At 42.3% G+C, this 18042-nt stretch carries 16 protein-coding genes and 3 pseudogenes; 6 read left to right on the top strand and 13 right to left on the bottom strand.

Annotated features, from left to right (window positions below; translation table 11 throughout):
• The first annotated feature begins 278 nt into the window (after positions 1–278).
• The 5 genes from AC4CU3_RS13050 to AC4CU3_RS13030 all read left to right on the top strand — a co-directional run bounded on the left by AC4CU3_RS13050 (position 279) and on the right by AC4CU3_RS13030 (position 5858).
• The gene (locus AC4CU3_RS13050; protein ID WP_004695373.1) at positions 279–3110 is read left to right on the top strand and encodes a ribonucleoside-diphosphate reductase subunit alpha; all 2832 of its coding nucleotides are present in this window, start codon (positions 279–281) and stop codon (positions 3108–3110) included.
• A gap of 356 nt (positions 3111–3466) precedes the next feature.
• The gene (locus AC4CU3_RS13045) at positions 3467–3733 is read left to right on the top strand and encodes a hypothetical protein (RefSeq protein ID WP_004695371.1); all 267 of its coding nucleotides are present in this window, start codon (positions 3467–3469) and stop codon (positions 3731–3733) included.
• 24 nt (positions 3734–3757) lie between these two features.
• Positions 3758–3895 carry a hypothetical protein gene (locus AC4CU3_RS13040; protein WP_004695369.1) on the top strand — a complete coding sequence of 46 codons (138 nt, stop codon included), beginning with the start codon at positions 3758–3760 and terminating at the stop codon, positions 3893–3895.
• A 137-nt stretch (positions 3896–4032) separates the two neighbouring features.
• The gene (locus AC4CU3_RS13035; protein ID WP_004982915.1) at positions 4033–5316 is read left to right on the top strand and encodes a ribonucleotide-diphosphate reductase subunit beta; all 1284 of its coding nucleotides are present in this window, start codon (positions 4033–4035) and stop codon (positions 5314–5316) included.
• A 299-nt stretch (positions 5317–5615) separates the two neighbouring features.
• Positions 5616–5858: a hypothetical protein gene (locus tag AC4CU3_RS13030; protein WP_490738278.1), complete on the top strand. Its 243-nt coding sequence runs from the start codon at positions 5616–5618 to the stop codon at positions 5856–5858.
• A 27-nt stretch (positions 5859–5885) separates the two neighbouring features.
• Here AC4CU3_RS13030 and AC4CU3_RS13025 read toward each other — a convergent pair.
• The 8 genes and pseudogenes from AC4CU3_RS13025 to tnpA (AC4CU3_RS12990) all read right to left on the bottom strand — a co-directional run.
• A pseudogene (locus AC4CU3_RS13025) lies at positions 5886–6113 on the bottom strand (transposase domain-containing protein); the annotation flags it as partial.
• 104 nt (positions 6114–6217) lie between these two features.
• The gene (ltrA, locus tag AC4CU3_RS13020; RefSeq protein WP_005167203.1) at positions 6218–7879 is read right to left on the bottom strand and encodes a group II intron reverse transcriptase/maturase; all 1662 of its coding nucleotides are present in this window, start codon (positions 7877–7879) and stop codon (positions 6218–6220) included.
• Between the two features lie 576 nt (positions 7880–8455).
• A pseudogene (gene tnpC, locus AC4CU3_RS13015) lies at positions 8456–9814 on the bottom strand (IS66 family transposase); the annotation flags it as partial.
• Between the two features lie 74 nt (positions 9815–9888).
• Positions 9889–10224: an IS66 family insertion sequence element accessory protein TnpB gene (tnpB, locus tag AC4CU3_RS13010; protein ID WP_058951667.1), complete on the bottom strand. Its 336-nt coding sequence runs from the start codon at positions 10222–10224 to the stop codon at positions 9889–9891.
• Entirely contained in the window at positions 10221–10604 is a 384-nt protein-coding gene (gene tnpA, locus AC4CU3_RS13005) for an IS66-like element accessory protein TnpA (protein ID WP_043974824.1), read from the bottom strand. Before tnpA (AC4CU3_RS13005) ends, tnpB (AC4CU3_RS13010) begins: the two co-directional genes overlap by 4 nt.
• A gap of 128 nt (positions 10605–10732) precedes the next feature.
• Positions 10733–12337, bottom strand: coding sequence for an IS66 family transposase (gene tnpC / locus AC4CU3_RS13000; protein ID WP_201952670.1), 1605 nt, complete (start codon positions 12335–12337; stop codon positions 10733–10735).
• A 74-nt stretch (positions 12338–12411) separates the two neighbouring features.
• Positions 12412–12747: an IS66 family insertion sequence element accessory protein TnpB gene (gene tnpB / locus AC4CU3_RS12995; protein WP_043974827.1), complete on the bottom strand. Its 336-nt coding sequence runs from the start codon at positions 12745–12747 to the stop codon at positions 12412–12414.
• On the bottom strand, positions 12744–13127 hold the full coding sequence (tnpA, locus tag AC4CU3_RS12990) for an IS66-like element accessory protein TnpA (RefSeq protein WP_004684363.1): 384 nt from the start codon (positions 13125–13127) through the stop codon (positions 12744–12746). The genes tnpB (AC4CU3_RS12995) and tnpA (AC4CU3_RS12990) overlap by 4 nt, the downstream gene beginning before the upstream one ends.
• A 65-nt stretch (positions 13128–13192) precedes the next feature.
• On the opposite strand from tnpA (AC4CU3_RS12990), the gene AC4CU3_RS12985 reads away from it, so the two are divergent.
• A complete protein-coding gene (locus tag AC4CU3_RS12985) occupies positions 13193–14083 on the top strand; it encodes a nucleotidyltransferase-like protein (RefSeq protein WP_490738277.1) in 891 nt (296 codons plus the stop codon).
• Here AC4CU3_RS12985 and AC4CU3_RS12980 read toward each other — a convergent pair.
• The 5 genes and pseudogenes from AC4CU3_RS12980 to AC4CU3_RS12960 form a co-directional block, all read right to left on the bottom strand.
• On the bottom strand, positions 14075–14308 hold the full coding sequence (locus tag AC4CU3_RS12980) for a Cap15 family cyclic dinucleotide receptor domain-containing protein (RefSeq protein WP_279043463.1): 234 nt from the start codon (positions 14306–14308) through the stop codon (positions 14075–14077). The genes AC4CU3_RS12985 and AC4CU3_RS12980 overlap by 9 nt on opposite strands.
• Before the next feature lie 66 nt (positions 14309–14374).
• A protein-coding gene (locus AC4CU3_RS12975) for an IS3-like element ISAcsp5 family transposase (RefSeq protein ID WP_100228722.1) occupies positions 14375–15504 on the bottom strand; the annotation gives its coding sequence in 2 pieces (ribosomal slippage) (positions 14375–15252 and positions 15252–15504; 1131 coding nt in all).
• A gap of 66 nt (positions 15505–15570) precedes the next feature.
• A complete protein-coding gene (locus tag AC4CU3_RS12970; protein ID WP_490738276.1) occupies positions 15571–16005 on the bottom strand; it encodes a Cap15 family CBASS effector in 435 nt (144 codons plus the stop codon).
• A gap of 118 nt (positions 16006–16123) precedes the next feature.
• Positions 16124–16606: pseudogene (locus AC4CU3_RS12965) on the bottom strand (restriction endonuclease subunit S); the annotation flags it as partial.
• Positions 16607–16658: 52 nt separating this feature from the next.
• Positions 16659–17791 (bottom strand): IS3 family transposase gene (locus tag AC4CU3_RS12960; RefSeq protein ID WP_223235881.1). Its coding sequence is split into 2 segments (ribosomal slippage): positions 16659–17539 and positions 17539–17791, totalling 1134 coding nucleotides; the frame shifts between segments, so codons are not numbered across the junction.
• Positions 17792–18042 lie beyond the last annotated feature (251 nt).

Raw genomic sequence — 18042 nt, 5'->3', positions numbered from 1 at the left:
TTAAACCGAGCTTTGTTATGCTATCGCCTTGTCTAATAAGGCTTAATACAAGAATCATAAAAAATGGATCTTTTTGAGATCTTTCCGAGACCAAATCGATCAAAATATTTAATAAAATGTCAATATTGATCTACCCTGAATTTTCCCGTATCTTGTGTTCAATTAATTTTTAAACCACTAGGTCTTGTGTTTAAACCTCAAACACTGTGGCATAAAAACTGCCCAGTTCAAACGGTCCATAGACATAAAAATAGATGACAAAATGGAGCTATGCTAGCATGAGCGTATCGAATTCAACCCCTGGTCAAATTCAGGTGATTAAACGCACTGGAGATGTTGCCAGCTTTGACGCAGAAAAAATCTCTGTTGCCATTGGTAAGGCATTTTTGGCTGTTGAAGGCCAACAAAGTGCTGACTCAAGCCGCATCCACGATCGTATTTCTCAACTTACCGAGATGGTATTAAATACGTTCAGTCGCCGCCTACCTTCTGGCGGTACAATTCACATCGAAGAAATCCAAGACCAAGTTGAACTTGCGCTGATGCGTACAGGTGAACAGAAAGTTGCTCGTGCGTATGTCATCTACCGCGATCAACGTGCTGATGCACGTAAACAAGCAGGTGAAAACCATCACCCAACCTTACAAATTACTGACGCCAATGGTCAGCTTCAACCGCTTGACATGCGTAAGCTTGAAGCGACTGTAACAAAAGCGGCTGAAGGTTTAGAAGGCATCAATGTTCAAGCGATCATCGATGAAACCATTAAAAACCTTTACAACGGTGTAAAAGCGTCTGACATCGCAACCACGATGATGATGGCAACACGTACACGTATCGAACAAGAACCAAACTATACCTACGTGACAGCTCGCCTCCTTCGTGATGAATTGGTCGCAACTGGTTTAACTTTCCTTGGCTTGTCTGAAGACACAGCTGAAGGCGATGCTTTAGAAACTTTCCTGAAGAAAGGTATTGAGCTAGACCTACTTTCACCAGAGCTTCTTAACTTTGATCTTGCGAAATTAGCCGCAGCGATTCAACCAGAACGTTCTAACCAATTTACTTACTTAGGTCTGCAAACATTATTTGACCGTTACTTCATCCACTCAGATGGCGTACGTTTCGAATTACCACAATTATTCTTCATGCGTGTTTCGATGGGTCTTTCACTCAACGAAGCAAACCGTGAAGAACGTGCAATCGAGTTCTACAACTTATTGTCTAGCTTCGATTACATGGCGTCTACGCCTACCCTGTTTAACTCAGGTACGCTACGTCCACAGTTATCAAGCTGCTATTTAACGACCATTGATGATGACCTGTATGACATTTATGGCGCTATGCGTGATAACGCAATGCTATCTAAATGGGCAGGCGGTTTAGGTAATGACTGGACGCCAGTTCGTGCCTTGAACTCATATATCAAAGGTACAAACGGTAAGTCACAAGGTGTAGTTCCATTCCTTAAAGTGGCAAACGATACTGCTGTTGCAGTTAACCAAGGTGGTAAGCGTAAAGGTGCTGTGTGTGCATACCTTGAAACTTGGCACTTGGACATCGAAGAGTTCCTAGAGCTACGTAAAAATACTGGTGATGACCGTCGCCGTACGCATGACATGAACACCGCGAACTGGGTTCCTGACTTATTTATGCAACGTGTTTTTGAAGATGCTGAATGGACCCTGTTCACGCCATCTGAAACACCAGATCTACACGACTTAATGGGTGCAGAATTCGCTGAGCGTTATGCACACTATGAAGCAATTGCAAAAGAAACAAACATGTTGCACAAGAAAATCCGTGCAAAAGATTTGTGGCGCAAAATGCTGTCAATGTTGTTTGAAACAGGTCACCCGTGGATCACATTCAAAGACGTATGTAACTTACGTTCACCACAACAACACGTTGGTGTAGTTCACTCTTCTAACTTGTGTACAGAAATCACATTAAATACAAGCAAAGATGAAATTGCGGTATGTAACTTAGGTTCAATCAACCTTGTACAACACGTTCAAGGTGGTGTGTTAGACCGTGAAAAGCTTGCACGTACAGTGAAAACAGCGGTTCGTATGCTCGATAACGTGATCGACATTAACTACTATGCTGTGCCACAAGCGAAAAACTCGAACTTGAAACACCGCCCAGTGGGTATGGGCATCATGGGCTTCCAAGATGCGCTTTATGAAATGCAACTCGCTTATGGTTCTGATGCAGCAGTAGACTTTGCTGATGAATCGATGGAAGTGATCAGCTACTACGCAATTTCAACATCAAGTGATTTGGCTGTTGAACGTGGTACTTATGAGACATTCAAAGGTTCACTATGGGATCAAGGTATCCTGCCAATTGACTCGCTAGACCTTGTTGCAAAAACACGTCCTGAGCGTATGTTTGAAGTTGACCGCACTCAACGTTTGGACTGGGACACTTTACGTGCCAAAGTTCAAAAAGACGGTATGCGTAACTCGAACGTGATGGCCATTGCACCGACTGCAACCATCTCGAACATTTGTGGTGTGTCTCAGTCGATTGAGCCGACATTCCAAAACTTATATGTAAAATCGAACCTGTCAGGCGAGTTCACAGTGATCAACCCGTACTTAGTACGTGCGTTGAAAGACCGTGGTCTATGGGACTCTGTGATGGTGAATGATCTGAAACACTTTGAAGGTTCAGTTCAGAAGATTTCTCGTATTCCTGAAGAGCTTAAAGCAATCTTCGCGACGGCATTTGAAGTTGAGCCACGCTGGATTGTGGATGCTGCATCACGTCGTCAAAAATGGATCGATCAAGCGCAGTCTTTAAACCTTTACATCTCTGGTGCAAACGGTAAGAAACTGGACTTGACCTATAAAATGGCTTGGTTACGTGGTTTAAAAACAACGTATTACCTCCGAGCTTTAGGTGCAACTTCTGCTGAGAAATCAACCATTAACACTGGTGCATTGAATGCAGTAAAACCTGCAACTGTAACGGCAGCGCCTGTTGCAGCAGTTGCTCAGGAAGTTAAACCAGAAGTGGTTGCTGAAGATGAAGGCTTCGGTCAAGCAGCTCCAGTGCCAATGGCGTGTTCAATTGATAATCCAGACTGTGAGGCTTGTCAGTAATCACCTCCCCTAACCCCTCCTAAAAGGAGGGGAATTACACCAAACTTATTGAGGTGTGAAAGTCCCTCTTTTAAAAGAGGGATTTAGGGAGATTAAAAAAGTTAGAATTCTTGGATTAATTATGTAAATAGTTAATTCAACTCAGAGGCAAAGTAATTCCTACTACTAATCCTAAGAGACAAATTTTAGACATAAAAAAAAGGGAATCTTCCTACAGATCCCCTTTCCAGTCTAAGAAGCGAGTTCTTCGACATATTGCTTCGTAAAAAGCAGGTGAATAATCGCCTGATCTCGCAATATCGTCAAGGACTTTTGGGTAACAACTGCTCTAATGAATGATATTTAAGGAGATATAAATGGCAGTTTATTCGATAAGCTACGACCTCTATAAGGAAGGTCAAAGCTATGAAGCCTTAATCAAAGAATTAAAAAGCTTTGATAGCTGGTGTCATTTAATGAAATCATATTGGCTTATCAGTACCCCTAAAAGCGCTGATGAAATTTATGAAAAGTTAAATAAACATCTAGATAAAAATGATCACGTTCTTGTATTGCAAGCATCTAAAGATTTTAGAGGTTGGCTATCACTCAAAGGATGTGATTGGATTCAAGAACATATTTAATATGTTTCATTAAAGGAACCCACCATGCTCCATATGACACATAACTATATGTTAGGTCTTGCGACCTTGGTGATTTCCTTTGTGGTTTTGTTTTATATGCCCATTGCCTACTTTTGGGTAAAAGCAAACCAAAGCAAAAAGCGAAAGCAAAATAAGTCGTGAGAATCACGTTCTATGCACAGTTTTAGAACAATGATTGGCAAAACTTAATTTTGCTTTCACAAATTAAGCGTATAGTAAGACATCTCAGCGTAGCTGGATGTCGATAAAAGATATAAAGCAACGTAGAGAGAATTGATATGTCTATCCTAAGTTGGGACGATTTCGAAGATGATTCGCAAAAACCGGCTGCACCTGAACACAAGTCTGCGCCCGTCGAACCGCAAAAAGCGGCTAATCCGCAGATGGTATCTGCTGCAGAGCAACCACAGAAGAATGTGGCAACTGCACAACCCGCTTCAACCCCTCGAAGCCGATCAACAAATTCAGCCGATCCGTTGGCAAGAGCATCTAACGCCTTAGAAAGTTTAGATGTTGCTCCAGGTCTAGAAGAACTAGAAATGGGTGCACAACGTGTACAAGTTGACGACAAAGCCATGATTAACTGTCGTGCGGACTTAAACCAACTTGTACCGTTCAAATACGAATGGGCTTGGCAAAAATATCTAGACGGTTGTGCAAACCACTGGATGCCACAAGAAGTAAACATGAACCATGACATCGCCCTTTGGAAGTCTGAAAATGGCTTAACTGAAGACGAACGTACCATTGTTATGCGCTCACTTGGTTTCTTCTCTACAGCAGACTCATTGGTTGCAAATAACTTGGTGTTGGCGATTTACCGTCACATCACCAACCCTGAATGCCGTCAGTACATTTTGCGTCAAGCATTTGAAGAAGCAATTCATACTCACGCTTACCAATACTGTATCGAATCTTTAGGTATGGATGAAGGCGAAGTTTTCAACATGTACCGCGAAGTTCCATCTGTTGCACGTAAAGCGGCTTGGGGCTTGAAATATACGCAGTCTTTAAGTGATCCTACTTTCCAAACAGGTACACCTGAAAACGACCAAATTTTGCTTCGTAACTTGATCGCGTTCTACTGTGTTCTTGAAGGGATCTTCTTCTACTGTGGTTTCAGCCAAATCTTGTCGATGGGCCGTCGTAATAAGATGAATGGTGTTGCTGAGCAATTCCAATACATCTTACGTGATGAGTCGATGCACTTGAACTTTGGTATCGATATGATTAACCAAATCAAGATCGAAAACCCAAGCTTGTGGACTGCTGAATTCCAAGAAGAAATCATTCAAATGATTCTTGAAGGTACGATGCTTGAAATCGAATATGCGCGTGACACTATGCCACGTGGTGTATTGGGTATGAATGCTGCGATGATGGAAGAATACTTGAAATTCATCTGTAACCGCCGTTTAGCACAGTTGGGCTTGCCTGAGCAGTTTGCTGGTGTAAACAATCCATTCCAGTGGATGTCTGAAATGATGGACTTGCGTAAAGAGAAGAACTTCTTCGAAACACGTGTGACAGATTATCAGACTGGCGGCGCGTTGAGCTGGTAAGGTAAAGCATCACCGCTGAATGACAGATAATGTGAGATTTTTGACACATATTTCGAGATTGTTACAAATTTATTTAACAACTCACTAAATAAAAAAATAGAGCCTAATGGCTCTATTTTTTTTAAATTATGTTCTTAATCTAATTACTTGCTCTTGATTACATACATTAATCTGGTAAATCTATTTCTCATAAATATGGAAATATCAAAATAAGTAAACTAACAAATATTTTAATTTAAATTCATTGAAATATTTTTAATGTACCCAATTTATATTTAAGATTAAATTGGGTATTTTTCATGGCTAAAATTAATTTTGATGATAGATTAAAAAGATTAGAGAAAAGGAGAAAAGCTAAAGATCTTAGTTATAACCTATTCGATAGCATAGGAACTGGAGTCACTTCTTATTCTGAATTTACTTCACTTCAGAATAAACGTGAACTTTGGGAAAATATTTCAACTAAACCATCTATACGCTATTCAATTGGAGCTATGCAAGCAGTGGACCAAAGGTATACTGAAATTGGTATTGAAACGTAAGCGTCCGCTGAACCCCATGTCTATTTTTTAATTTGAGTTGGATTTCCAGCGGTGTGGTAGCAATTCTTCTATTTGGGTCACTTTATGGGTCGGCAATCTTTTCAGCACATCACTTAAATAGGCATACGGATCCAGCCCATTCAGCTTTGCTGACTGGATTAAAGTCATGATGTTTGCCGCTCGCTGACCACTACGCAGCGAACCTGCAAATAACCAGTTCTTACGTCCCAACGCCCAAGGCCGCACCTGGTTGTCGGGTAGTCAGACGCAGTTACCTACGTCCAACCCCCTAAGAACCGTGCATGCGAGTTTCCCAGCACACGGCTCAAGCCTCTGCTAAGGCGCCATTCGGCACCCGGTTATACATCGTTGACATTGGCAAACTGAACACTCCTCGGACAATACAGATGGTAAATCTCAAGATTAGCAACTGCATCCGTTCCACCATGACTTAGCTTCACAATATGACGGCTGTGCCATGGTGTATCTTTGGTGACTGGTTTAAGACAGGCGCAGCAGCGACCACCTTGTTTTAGCCACACCCGATACAGCTTGGCTCGCCCCTTTGCGGAGACCAGCATTCTTTTACCCCATCGGGATTCGAAGTACTCATCCCATGCGGGGTCATGAGGGTTAGCAGCAGCCTTGATCTTGATATGTCGCACAATTGGCGTGTCCGAGGCAGACACTAATGTGTATTGTCGCTTCCGACCATCGGCGGACTGTTCATCACATGAGAACACCCATCGACGCGCTCCTTGTACTTTGAAATACCGATCTTTGACCCATCGGAGTGTCTTGCGAGGGTGGCGACGTACAGCCCATCGCCAGAGCATTTCCCACACTGCGTTGTCTACCTGGTTGAAAACCTTCTTGGCAACGACATGACTATGATAGTTGGCCCAACCCCTTAGAATCGGGTTGAGCAAACCGATCAAAGTGGCCTGTCGTGTCGCTTTGTTTGCATTGATTAATGCTCGCAGCTTGTCAAGATGAGCGCTGATGTTTGCCTTTGACGGCTTGATCAGTAGCTTGCCGTTGTACTTACGTACGTTCCAGCCAAGAAAATCGAACCCGTTCCCTATGTGCGTGATTTTGGTCTTTTCCTGAGAGAGCACGAGACCGCGCTGCGCCAGAAATTCAACCACGGCAGGACGAACTTCATTTTCGAGCCACTCTTTAGAATACCCCGTGATGATGAAATCATCCGCATACCGTACCAGTTGCAGCTTTTTGCCTGTCCATTTGGCGTTAGAGAACCTCTTCGCCAGCATCGTTTCCAGTCCGTCCAAGGTCATGTTGGCCAGCACCGGGGAGATAATACCTCCTTGCGGTGTTCCGGAAAGACTGGGAAACAGCTTGCTTTGGTAGACGTAACCGGCTTTGAGCCATTTCCGTAGAATCACCTTGTCCATTGGGAGGTTGGCGATCATCCAGTCATGGCTGATATTGTCGAAACAGCCTTGAATGTCACCCTCTAGCACCCACTCCGCACTTACTTTTCTTGACAGCACACCAAAGCACTGTGCTGCAGCATCCGCGGTTGAGCGTTGCGGTCTGAACCCATAAGAGTTCCGATCAGCGATGGTCTCCGCGATGGGTTCCAAAGCCAGCAGATGGAGCGCCTGCATGGCCCGGCATTTCATCGTGGGTATCCCGAGAGGTCTCATCTTGCCATTTTTCTTCGGAATAAGGACTCTCCGAAGCGGAAGGGGCGTGTAACCTCGCCTCTTCAACGACATCATCGCACCGGTCTTGGCCTTGGGTGTATTCCAAGTCACCTTGTCGACCCCAGCCGTGTTTTTGCCTTTGTTTTCAGACACTCGTTTGACGGCCAATGCTTTGCCACTAAACGAGTGAGTCAGCAGCCATTGCAAAGCTTTCGCCTTGTTATGCCTGCCGTCTTGTACCGCCTTCACAATACGCGCTTGCAGCCCTCTGACATGACGCTGTACAGCAATCCAATCGATGCTGTCCCACGATGTGCTGGAAGGTGCACACGCTGATACTGCTGCATTCATTTGCTCTCCCTCCATTAAAAGGGTTCTACACACTCTCTTGTGATGAGAGACCATAAGGACGTCAGCCCGCTTTCGCGTGGGGTAATGTTTCAACCTCTATCCAACCCATTACAGACTGGCATTCGCTTTTTCCTCGTTCCTTCGCCCGCATCACCATGGGCAGTTTTTGCAAACTGCTTTCCCAATGGGAGTAATACGGGATTTCCACGTTCCGCTTACTGAAGTACATCGGCTTAGGTGCCTGCTATCGACCGGGAGGCGTATGGGTCACGAATGCGTAGTCGAAAGACGCAATTCCCACCTCCATTACCGTTTTGGTTCGAGCGTATCAGCCATTTCCGCTCGTTCAACTTAACGATCGTTACGCAGATTCACATGTGTTCACCATACCGATTATCTAGCCCTTGTCCGGCTATGGCTGCCAGAAGGGTACGCCTCTCACGATTGATACCCCGCACCTTGCGGTGCCTCGTTACATTGTCGAAGGCGCTCTTTATTCAGCCTTCTAGATTCACCCGGTGACACGGGTGGTTCCCGCAGGGGGGAACAACTTCATTAAGCGACTTCGTGTCGCACTTCCACCCAATTATTGCAAATCGGTAGATTGCCATCATCCAGATAGCGGCTTAAAGCTGGCCAACGCTTCAGAGTGTAATTGATGGCCTTGGCGGTTGGAGAACTCGATGGCACCGTCAGTTGATGCTGGTTGAGCCATTCATACAGTTGTTGCATCACCGGTTGACTATGCTGTTGTCGGTATTCGCGGCGCTGTTCTGCTGTACCATCGGTCTTTCTCCTGAGTTCTGCTTCTATGGCATACAGTTTCTGAATCAGCACTAAGGCCTGTTCAGCGACCTGACTTTTCTTGGTCACATGCAGTTCATGGAATTTACGACGAGCATGCGCCATGCAGCCCACCTCAATGACTTGGCCTGATTTAAAGCGTGCTTTATAACCACTGTAATCATCACAGACCAGATGGCCCTGCCAGTCTTTCAGGAACGCTTCAGCATGCTGGCCTGAACGACTATCCTGAAAGTCATAAATCACGGCTTGAATTGGATTATATTGGGTTGTTGCATAGGCCCAGACATAACCTTTCTTCGGTTTTTTCTCATCATCACTCATCCGCATGATGGTGACCGGCGTTTCATCAGCATGGATCACCCGCTGTTGCAGCACCACCTCTTTTAAAGCATTGGCCAGAGGTTCCAGTTCTACACCGCAGCGACCTATCCAGTCAGATAAAGTTGATCTAGAAAGCTCGATTCCCGCCCGCTGATAGATCAGACGTTGACGGTACAGCGGTAAATGATCTGCGTATTTCGAGACCAACACATGGCTAAGCAGTTCAGGACTGGCAATACCTTTATCAATCACATAGGCGGGCATCGCTTGCTGAGTCAGGGTGTCACACTGATCACAGACCCATTTGCCACGCACATGCTGTTCCTTATAGAACTGTGCCGGTCTGAAATGTAGTTTTTCACTGATATCTTCGCCGATACGACGTAACTGGCAGCCACAACTGCATTGGGTTGATGCAGGTTCATGCTCAATACGGATGGTGTGTAGATGATCGGGTAGCAGTCGACGTTTAGGTTTATTGGTTTTGGCTTTCTGTGTCGCTGCATCGGTTTTATCTGCATTTAATCGTTCTAATTCCAGATCAACAGCAGCAATATCTTCTTCAACCGCTTCATCCCATAGGTGGATTTGTTTTGCAGTGAGATGTTCGTTTTTACTGCCGAATTTGTGCTTTTTAAACAGCGCCAGTTCATGCTCGTATTTTTGATTGAGAATGGAAAGATGCTGAACTTTGGCATCTAATTGCTGGTTTGATTGTGCTAGAGACTGATGCTGCAGCGCCAACTGTCTGGTAAATTCCAGCAGTTGTTCATGGGTCAGTTGGCTTAAGTCAGGCAGCGTATTCATGACCGCAGTATGCCTGAGGTCATGAGAAGAATGAAATAGAACGTTTGGAGAATAGCAACTTGGACCAAGCTAGTTTAGAGCATTGTGACCACTTGCTGTCGTCCAATGCGCTGCCAAGGCAAACCCTGGATCAGTGCCTGTAACTGTTCTGGACTGAGTGCAAGGGTTTCACCCTGATGAACTTTAGCCCAGTGAAATTTGCCCTGTTCCAACCGCCGAGCACACAGCCAGATCCCCAGTCCATCATGTACCAGCACTTTCATGCGATGGCCACGTTTATTACAGAACAGGTAAGCACAATGCGGTTTGATGTAGCCAAAGGCTCTCACCACCTGAGCCATGGCCGTATCCATACCTGCACGCATGTCCATGGGCTGAGTAGACAACCAGATTTCATCGATACGGATCATGTTGTAAGTGCCTTGAGTAATTCTGCTAAAGCAGATATTTCTGATACTTGCCATTTCAAGCCAATTTCTGCTTTTGAGTGGGGTAAAGTAATTTGAACCGTTAACATGCCAGTAGGGATAGGATCTAATGGTGCGGAGCAAGATAAGGCAATAAATGCAGGTTTATTCGGTAGTAGTGAGCGATCATTCCCTGGCTTAGCATCAATTAAGCGAATCCATTTGGATACAAGATTTGTATTCAATCCATGTTGCAAAGCGACCGAAGCAATTGAAACCTCCGATGCTTTACACGCCTGAACGATCTGCTGTTTAAATTCAGCACTATATGTTCTTCGTTTTATCGTAAGAGATGCGATGGATGTCTGGTTATTTGTAGTCATAAATTTAAGTTCCCACTTGTTTTTAAGTGAGGACTAAATTAAGGCTTATAGGACGAATTCATAAGGTGTGTTCAGCGGACGCTTACAGTTGTCATTGGTAAGCGTCCGCTGAACCCCATGCCTATTTTTTAATTTGAGTTGGATTTCCAGCGATGTGGTAGTAATTCTTCTATTTGGGTCGCTTTATGCGTCGGCAGCCTTTTCAGCACATCACTGAGATAGGCATACGGATCCAACCCATTCAGCTTTGCTGACTGGATTAAAGTCATGATATTTGCCGCTCGCTGTCCACTGCGCAGCGAACCTGCAAACAACCAGTTCTTACGGCCCAATGCCCAGGGACGCATTGAGTTCTCTGCCCAGTTATTGTCAATGGGTAGATTGCCATCATCCAGATAGCGGCTTAAGGCTGGCCAACGCTTCAGACTGTAATTGATGGCCTTGGCGGTGGGAGAACTCGATGGCACCGTCAGATAATGTTGGTTGAGCCATTCACACAGTTGTTGCATCACCGGTTGGCTGTGCTGTTGTCGGTATTCGCGGCGGTGTTCTGCTGTACCATCGGTCTTTTTCCTGAGTTCTGCTTCTATCGCATACAGTTTCTGAATCATCAGTAATGCCTGTTCAGCGATCTGACTTTTCCCGGTCACATGTAGCTCATGGAATTTACGACGTGCATGCGCCATGCAGCCCACCTCTATGACATCGCCTGATTTAAAGCGTGCTTTATAACCACTGTAATCATCACAGACCAGATGGCCCTGCCAGCCATTCAGGAACTCTTCTGCATGCTGACCTGAACGGCTATCCTGAAAGTCATAGATCACCGCTTGAACTGGATTGTACTGTGTAGTGGCATAGGCCCAGACATAACCTTTCTTCGGTTTTTTCTCATCATCACCCATCCGCATGATGGTGACCGGCGTTTCATCGGCATGGATCACCCGCTGTTGCAGCACCACCTGTTTTAAGGCATTGGCCAGAGGTTCCAGTTCCACACCGCAGCGACCTATCCAGTCAGATAACGTTGATCTAGAAAGCTCGATTCCCGCCCGCTGATAGATCAGACGTTGACGGTACAGCGGTAAATGATCGGCATACTTCGATACCAGCACATGGCTGAGCAGTTCAGGTGAAGCAATGCCTTTATCAATCACATAGGCAGGCATCGCTTGCTGAGTCAGGGTGTCACACTGATCACAGACCCATTTGCCACGCACATGCTGTTCCTTATAGAACTGTGCCGGTCTGAAATGTAGTTTTTCACTGATATCTTCGCCGATACGACGCAAGGTGCAGCCACAAGCACATTGGGTTGATGTTGGTTCATGCTCGATACGGATGGTGTGTAGATGATCGGGCAGCAGTCGACGTTTAGGTTTGTTGACTGTGGCTTTGTGTGTCGCTGCATCAGTTTTATCTGCATTCAGCCGTTCCAGTTCCAGATCAACAGCGGCAATATCTTCTTCGACCGCTTCATCCCACAGATGGATTTGTTTTGCGGTGAGATGTTCGTTTTTACTGCCAAATTTGTGCTGTTTAAATAGTGCGAGCTCATGCTCGTATTTTTGCGTGAGAATGGAAAGATGTTGAACTTTGGCATCCAATTGCTGGTTTGATTTTTCTAATTCTTGATTTGATTGTGCCAGAGACTGATGCTGCATCGCCAACTGCCGGGTAAATTCCAGCAGTTGTTCATGGGTCAGTTGGCTTAAATCAGGCAGCATTTTCATGACCGCAGTATGCCTGAGGTCATGACGCAGAGGAAATAGAACGTTTGGAGAATAGCAGAATGTAGCAGCCTAGTTTAGAGCATTGTTACCACTTGCTGTCGTCCAATGCGCTGCCAAGGCAAACCCTGAATTAGTGCCTGTAACTGTTCTGGACTGAGAGCTACGTTTTCACCCTGGTGAACTTTAGCCCAGTGGAATTTTCCCTGTTCCAACCGCCGGGCACACAGCCAGATGCCCAGTCCATCATGTACCAGCACTTTCATGCGATGGCCACGTTTATTACAGAACAGGTAAGCACAATGCGGTTTGATGTAGCCAAAGGCTCTCACCACCTGAGCCATGGCCGTATCCATACCTGCACGCATGTCCATGGGCTGAGTAGACAACCAGATTTCATCGATACGGATCATGTTGTAAGTGCCTTGAGTAATTCTGCTAAAGCAGATATTTCTGATACTTGCCATTTCAAGCCAATTTCTGCTTTTGAGTGGGGTAAAGTAATTTGAACCGTTAACATGCCAGTAGGGATAGGATCTAATGGTGCGGAGCAAGATAAGGTAATAAATGCAGGTTTATTCGGTAGTAGTGAGCGATCATTCCCTGGCTTAGCATCAATTAAGCGAATCCATTTGGATACAAGATTTGTATTCAATCCATGTTGCAAAGCGACCGAAGCAATTGAAACCTCCGATGCTTTACACGCCTGAACGATCTGCTGTTTAAATTCAGCACTATATGTTCTTCGTTTTATCGTAAGAGATGCGATGGATGTCTGGTTATTTGTAGTCATAAATTTAAGTTCCCACTTGTTTTTAAGTCAGGACTAAATTAAGGCTTATAGGACGAATTCATAAGGTGTGTTCAGCGGACGCTTACATTGAAACTGCAAAAAGAATTGAAAACCAACTTAAAACTCGACTGACAAACCATGGATTAGCTACAGAATATAAATTGCAAGGTTCTGTACCTTTAGATATCCATATTAAGGGAGTCAGTGATGTTGATCTATTAGTTATACATAAAAATCACTATCGCTCAGAAGACTGTACAACTTTATTAAGAAATGAAGATATAAAAATTCTACAACAATTAAGAAATTCTAGTTTTCATGAGCTAAAGCAAGCATATCCCGCTGTTAAAATTGATAATACTGGTGGAAAATGCATAAGCCTTACAGGAGGGTCATTACCAAGAGATGTAGATGTAGTCCCATCTCATTGGGTCGAAACGAATGAATATAAGAACAAAGGGTCTGAATATTTAAGAGGAATAAACGTTTTAGATAAAAAGATCCCTACAACATTTCTAAATTTACCATTTTCCCATATTTATTGGATTAAATTAATTTGCCAGTATTTAACAGAAGGTTCATTAAGAAAATCCATTCGGCTATGTAAAACTATCAAAGCTGATTTAATTGACGAAGGCTCAAAGATTACACTAAGCAGCTATGACCTAGCGTCTGTTATGTACCATGCTAATAGGGATAATTTAAAAAATAGCAAAAATCATTCTCTTGGGATTGTTTTAGAAACCCAAAGGTTTTTGGATTATTTATATCACAATCCAAATTATGCAAAATCTTTAGACACTCCTGATGGGACTAGAAAAATTTTTGATTCCGCTGACAAATTAACTTCTCTCACCACACTGAGTATTGCATTAGATAATTTAGTAAGTGATTTATGTCAGGATTTGGGCTTTTCATCTAAAGAATCACTAAAATTTTTTCCATTATCAATTTAATTTCTTCCATTCCATTGAGCCAAAAGTTCTTCTACCACTTACATTATAGTATTTGGCGGAAGCACTTTTTGAGTTCTTGTTGAGTTGAAGTTCTACAAAACCTAAATGGGTTCGTAGTTCTTTATGATCTAAGTCTTTAGGCTCATTTTTATAACTATATAAAACCTTATATGAATCAATTTCATCATAAATAATGGCTGCTGAAATACTCTCAGAAGTAGTAATGTGGTTCCGTTAATTAGACCACTCAATTCAGTTTTATAAGTGATAAATCCGCTCTAAATATTTAAATTATGCTGCCATTACTTTTAGTAAATGTTGATCATAAAATTCATCCGGTGTTGCCTTATTCAAACTTGAATGAGGACGTATCGTGTTATAAAAATCCAAATATTCAGCAATTGATTGTTTCGCTTGTTTAACCGTATCGTAAGCCTTCAAATAGACTTCCTCATGCTTCAAGCTGCGCCATAACCGCTCAATCATCACATTATCCATCCATCGTCCTTTCCCATCCATACTGATACGGATATTTCGCAATTTTAACTCATTCAAAAATGCCTCGCTTGTGAATTGACTGCCTTGGTCTGTATTAAATACCTCTGGACAACCATATTTCACAATTGCTTCTTGCAACGCATCTATGCAAAAGTCTGTTTCCATACTGATCGATACTCGATGAGCCAGTACTTTACGACTATGCCAATCTATAATTGCACACAGATAGACAAAGCCTTTAGCCATAGGAATGTACGTGATATCTGTACACCAGACTTGATTAGAGTGATCGATGACCATGTTTTTCAACAGATATGGGAAAATACGGTGTGCAAGATTAGGCTTACTGGTATTGGGTTTTGGATACAAAGCATGTATTCCCATCAAGCGCATTAAACGTCGGACTTTACGCCGACCTATTTGATGCCCTTGACGCTGTAGCATATCTCGTATCATTCGACTGCCCATAAATGGGTAGTCGAGATGAATTTCATCGATTAGACGCATCAAACTCAAATCAGTTGATGAAATCTCTTTGGGCTTGTAATACAACGTACTGCGATTGATTTGAATCAATTGCGATTGTTGTCGTACCGAAAGTTGATGGGTCTTATCGATCATTTTTTGCCGCTCAGCTGCCCTATTTTTCTGAGCGCACCTTCTAAAAAATCAATTTGCAATGCCTGATGTCCTATCTTGGCATGTAAAGCTTTGAGGTCAATCTCAGGTTCTTGTTGTGCTGTTGGTCGTGAAAAAATATTGATTGATTGCTCAAGCAGTTGATTTTTCCAATCGATGATTTGGTTTTGATGTAAATCGAATTGAGTAGAAAGTTCAGCGAGTGTGTGGTCGCCTTTAATTGCTGCGAGAGCAACTTTAACTTTAAACTCTGCTGAATGATTACGACGTTTTCTTCGTGTCATGGTTGACTCCAAAAACAAGCATTTCCCATGCTTATTGGGGAGTAGATTATCACTTATAGACGTGGTCTAAAATCCTAGAACCACATCAGTAGAGTATTTAGTTTCCATTCTAATTCTTAGCTTATCCCAAGTTTGAATTATAGTTACTTTACCTTGCCATTCTGAGTTGTTTGATTTCACTAACTCATTATCAAGTTCTTGATAGGATGTTTTACCAATACACTCCCATTCACCAGAAATATCAGGGTATTTTAAAAAATGAAATAACAAGTTCCATTTCCACACCCATTTATCAAATAAAAAGTAACAAGCTAAAAATAATATACCCGTACTTAAACTTGAAATTACAATGTTTTCTAATGGGGAGAGTTCACCATTAAATTTTAAAAAAATATAGATTACTACCCAAGAAATACCCATGGCTACAACATATATATATCTGCCAGCATGTGACCGATTAAAAGCATTTTGAACGCAATATTCATGTCCATTGGTAGCCATTAATTACCTCTATTAAGTAGCCATTTTTAATAACTATATAGTTAAATTACAAAAAAAGATGTTTCAAATTTGACTGTTAAACATTTAACTTTATATCTCTTATTAAATTTTAAACATTTTACAATGGTACAACTAAATTTTGCTTCATCCACTTCAACCCATTCAATACTTCATTTTGGCTAAATTCTTTTTTCTCTTTTGACCATGCATAAAAATCTTTCAGAAGCTGCTCTTCTGTAACTAAGTGCTTTTGCTCAAGCAAACGTAACCAGCAAGCAAAGAGAGTTGCTACAATTTCTATATGATCAGACTTACTTGTTCTAAAAAGTCCTATTAAGTCATAAATCGCAGTCACATCTTTAGCAAAATACTTATTAAATGCAGATCTATGATCATTACATCTACTGAGAGGTTTGTACTTTAAGTCTCGCTGAGGATCGTAACTAAACCACTCATGATCTTTAAACTTTTTATCTAAATAACGTGCCATAACTGGATCATATGGACCAGCGGCATGTTGTTTAAAGTCAGCCGCCAAATCCATATGTTTTAGTTGTTGGCATAAGTAGATCAACTTTTGCAGTTTTAAATGAGAGGTGGTCCCACATGTTTGAACAACTAAAAGCTTATTTATAAGTGATACTCTGCTCTAGTTAAGCTACCTTATTTTGTTGTGGTAGCTGGTCATAGTAAAACTCATCTGGAGTCATTTTGTCCAGACTCGAATGAGGTCGTTTCAAATTATAAAATTCAAAATATGCGTTTAATTGCTTCTTCGCATCCAAAACATTGCTGTAGGCTTTGAGATACACCTCTTCATATTTAACGCTCCGCCATAATCGTTCAACCATCACATTATCAACCCATCGACCTTTACCATCCATACTGATTTGAATGCCATTTGATTTCAATACATCAATAAATGCATCACTGGTAAACTGACTGCCTTGGTCTGTATTAAATATTTCAGGTCGACCATATTTTTCAATAGCTTCATTTAATGTTTCTATGCAAAATGTAACCTCCATACTAATCGATACTCTATGCGCAAGTACCTTGCGGCTATGCCAATCAATCACAGCACATAAATAAACAAAGCCTTTTGCCATAGGGATATACGTTATATCCGTAGACCACACTTGATTACTGCGCTGAATAGCCAATCCTTTGAGCAGATATGGATATTTGCGGTGAGCTTGATTAGCCTGGCTTAAATTTGGTTTGCAATATAACGCATTAATGCCCATTTTCTTCATTAAAGTACGTGTATGACGTCGTCCTATATGATGTCCTTGACGATTCAACAAATCACGCATCATACGGCTACCTGCAAAAGGGTATTGCATATGTAACTCATCCATACAGCGCATCAGCTTCAGATCTGATGCACTCACAGGTTTTGGGCGATAGTAATAACAACCACGGGAGACTTTCAGCAGCTGAGCTTGCTTAGATACTGAAATCTGAAGTGAGTCATCGATTAACTTTTGTGGTTGAAGCGGCCCAGTTTCTTCAACACACCTTCTAAAAAATCAATTTCTAATGCCTGCTCACCGATTTTTGCATGTAGTTTTTTTAGATCGATGGGTGGTTCTGTTGGAGCTTTTGATTGATCGAAAGCTTGCGAGGAAGCTGAAATCAGTTGATTTTTCCAGTCGATAATTTGGTTTTGATGAACATCAAATTCAGCACTCAATTCAGCAAGTGTTTTTTCTGCTTTAATCGCAGCAAGTGCTACCTTAGCTTTAAAATCATTTGAATGATTTCTTCTTGGTCTACGTGCCATAAAATACTCCATATATTGATGTTTATAACATCATTTGGGGAGCAAAATATCACTTATAAGTGTTGTTCAAATTTCCTGATCCACCTCTAAAATATAAGCTTGGCAAAACAAATATTGAGCTCTTAAACTATCGGATATTGATATGATCATCATGACCTATATATTTACTCAATATAATCATCAAATAGTGCAATCAAGTTAACCTAATATAAAAGCTTATTTTCAATAAAAAACACATCATAATACCCCCT

It is taken from the genome of Acinetobacter sp. 802_lipA, from assembly GCF_058242885.1.
Note: the sequence above shows the minus strand (reverse complement) of the source record. Positions and strands in the feature narration are given on the sequence as shown.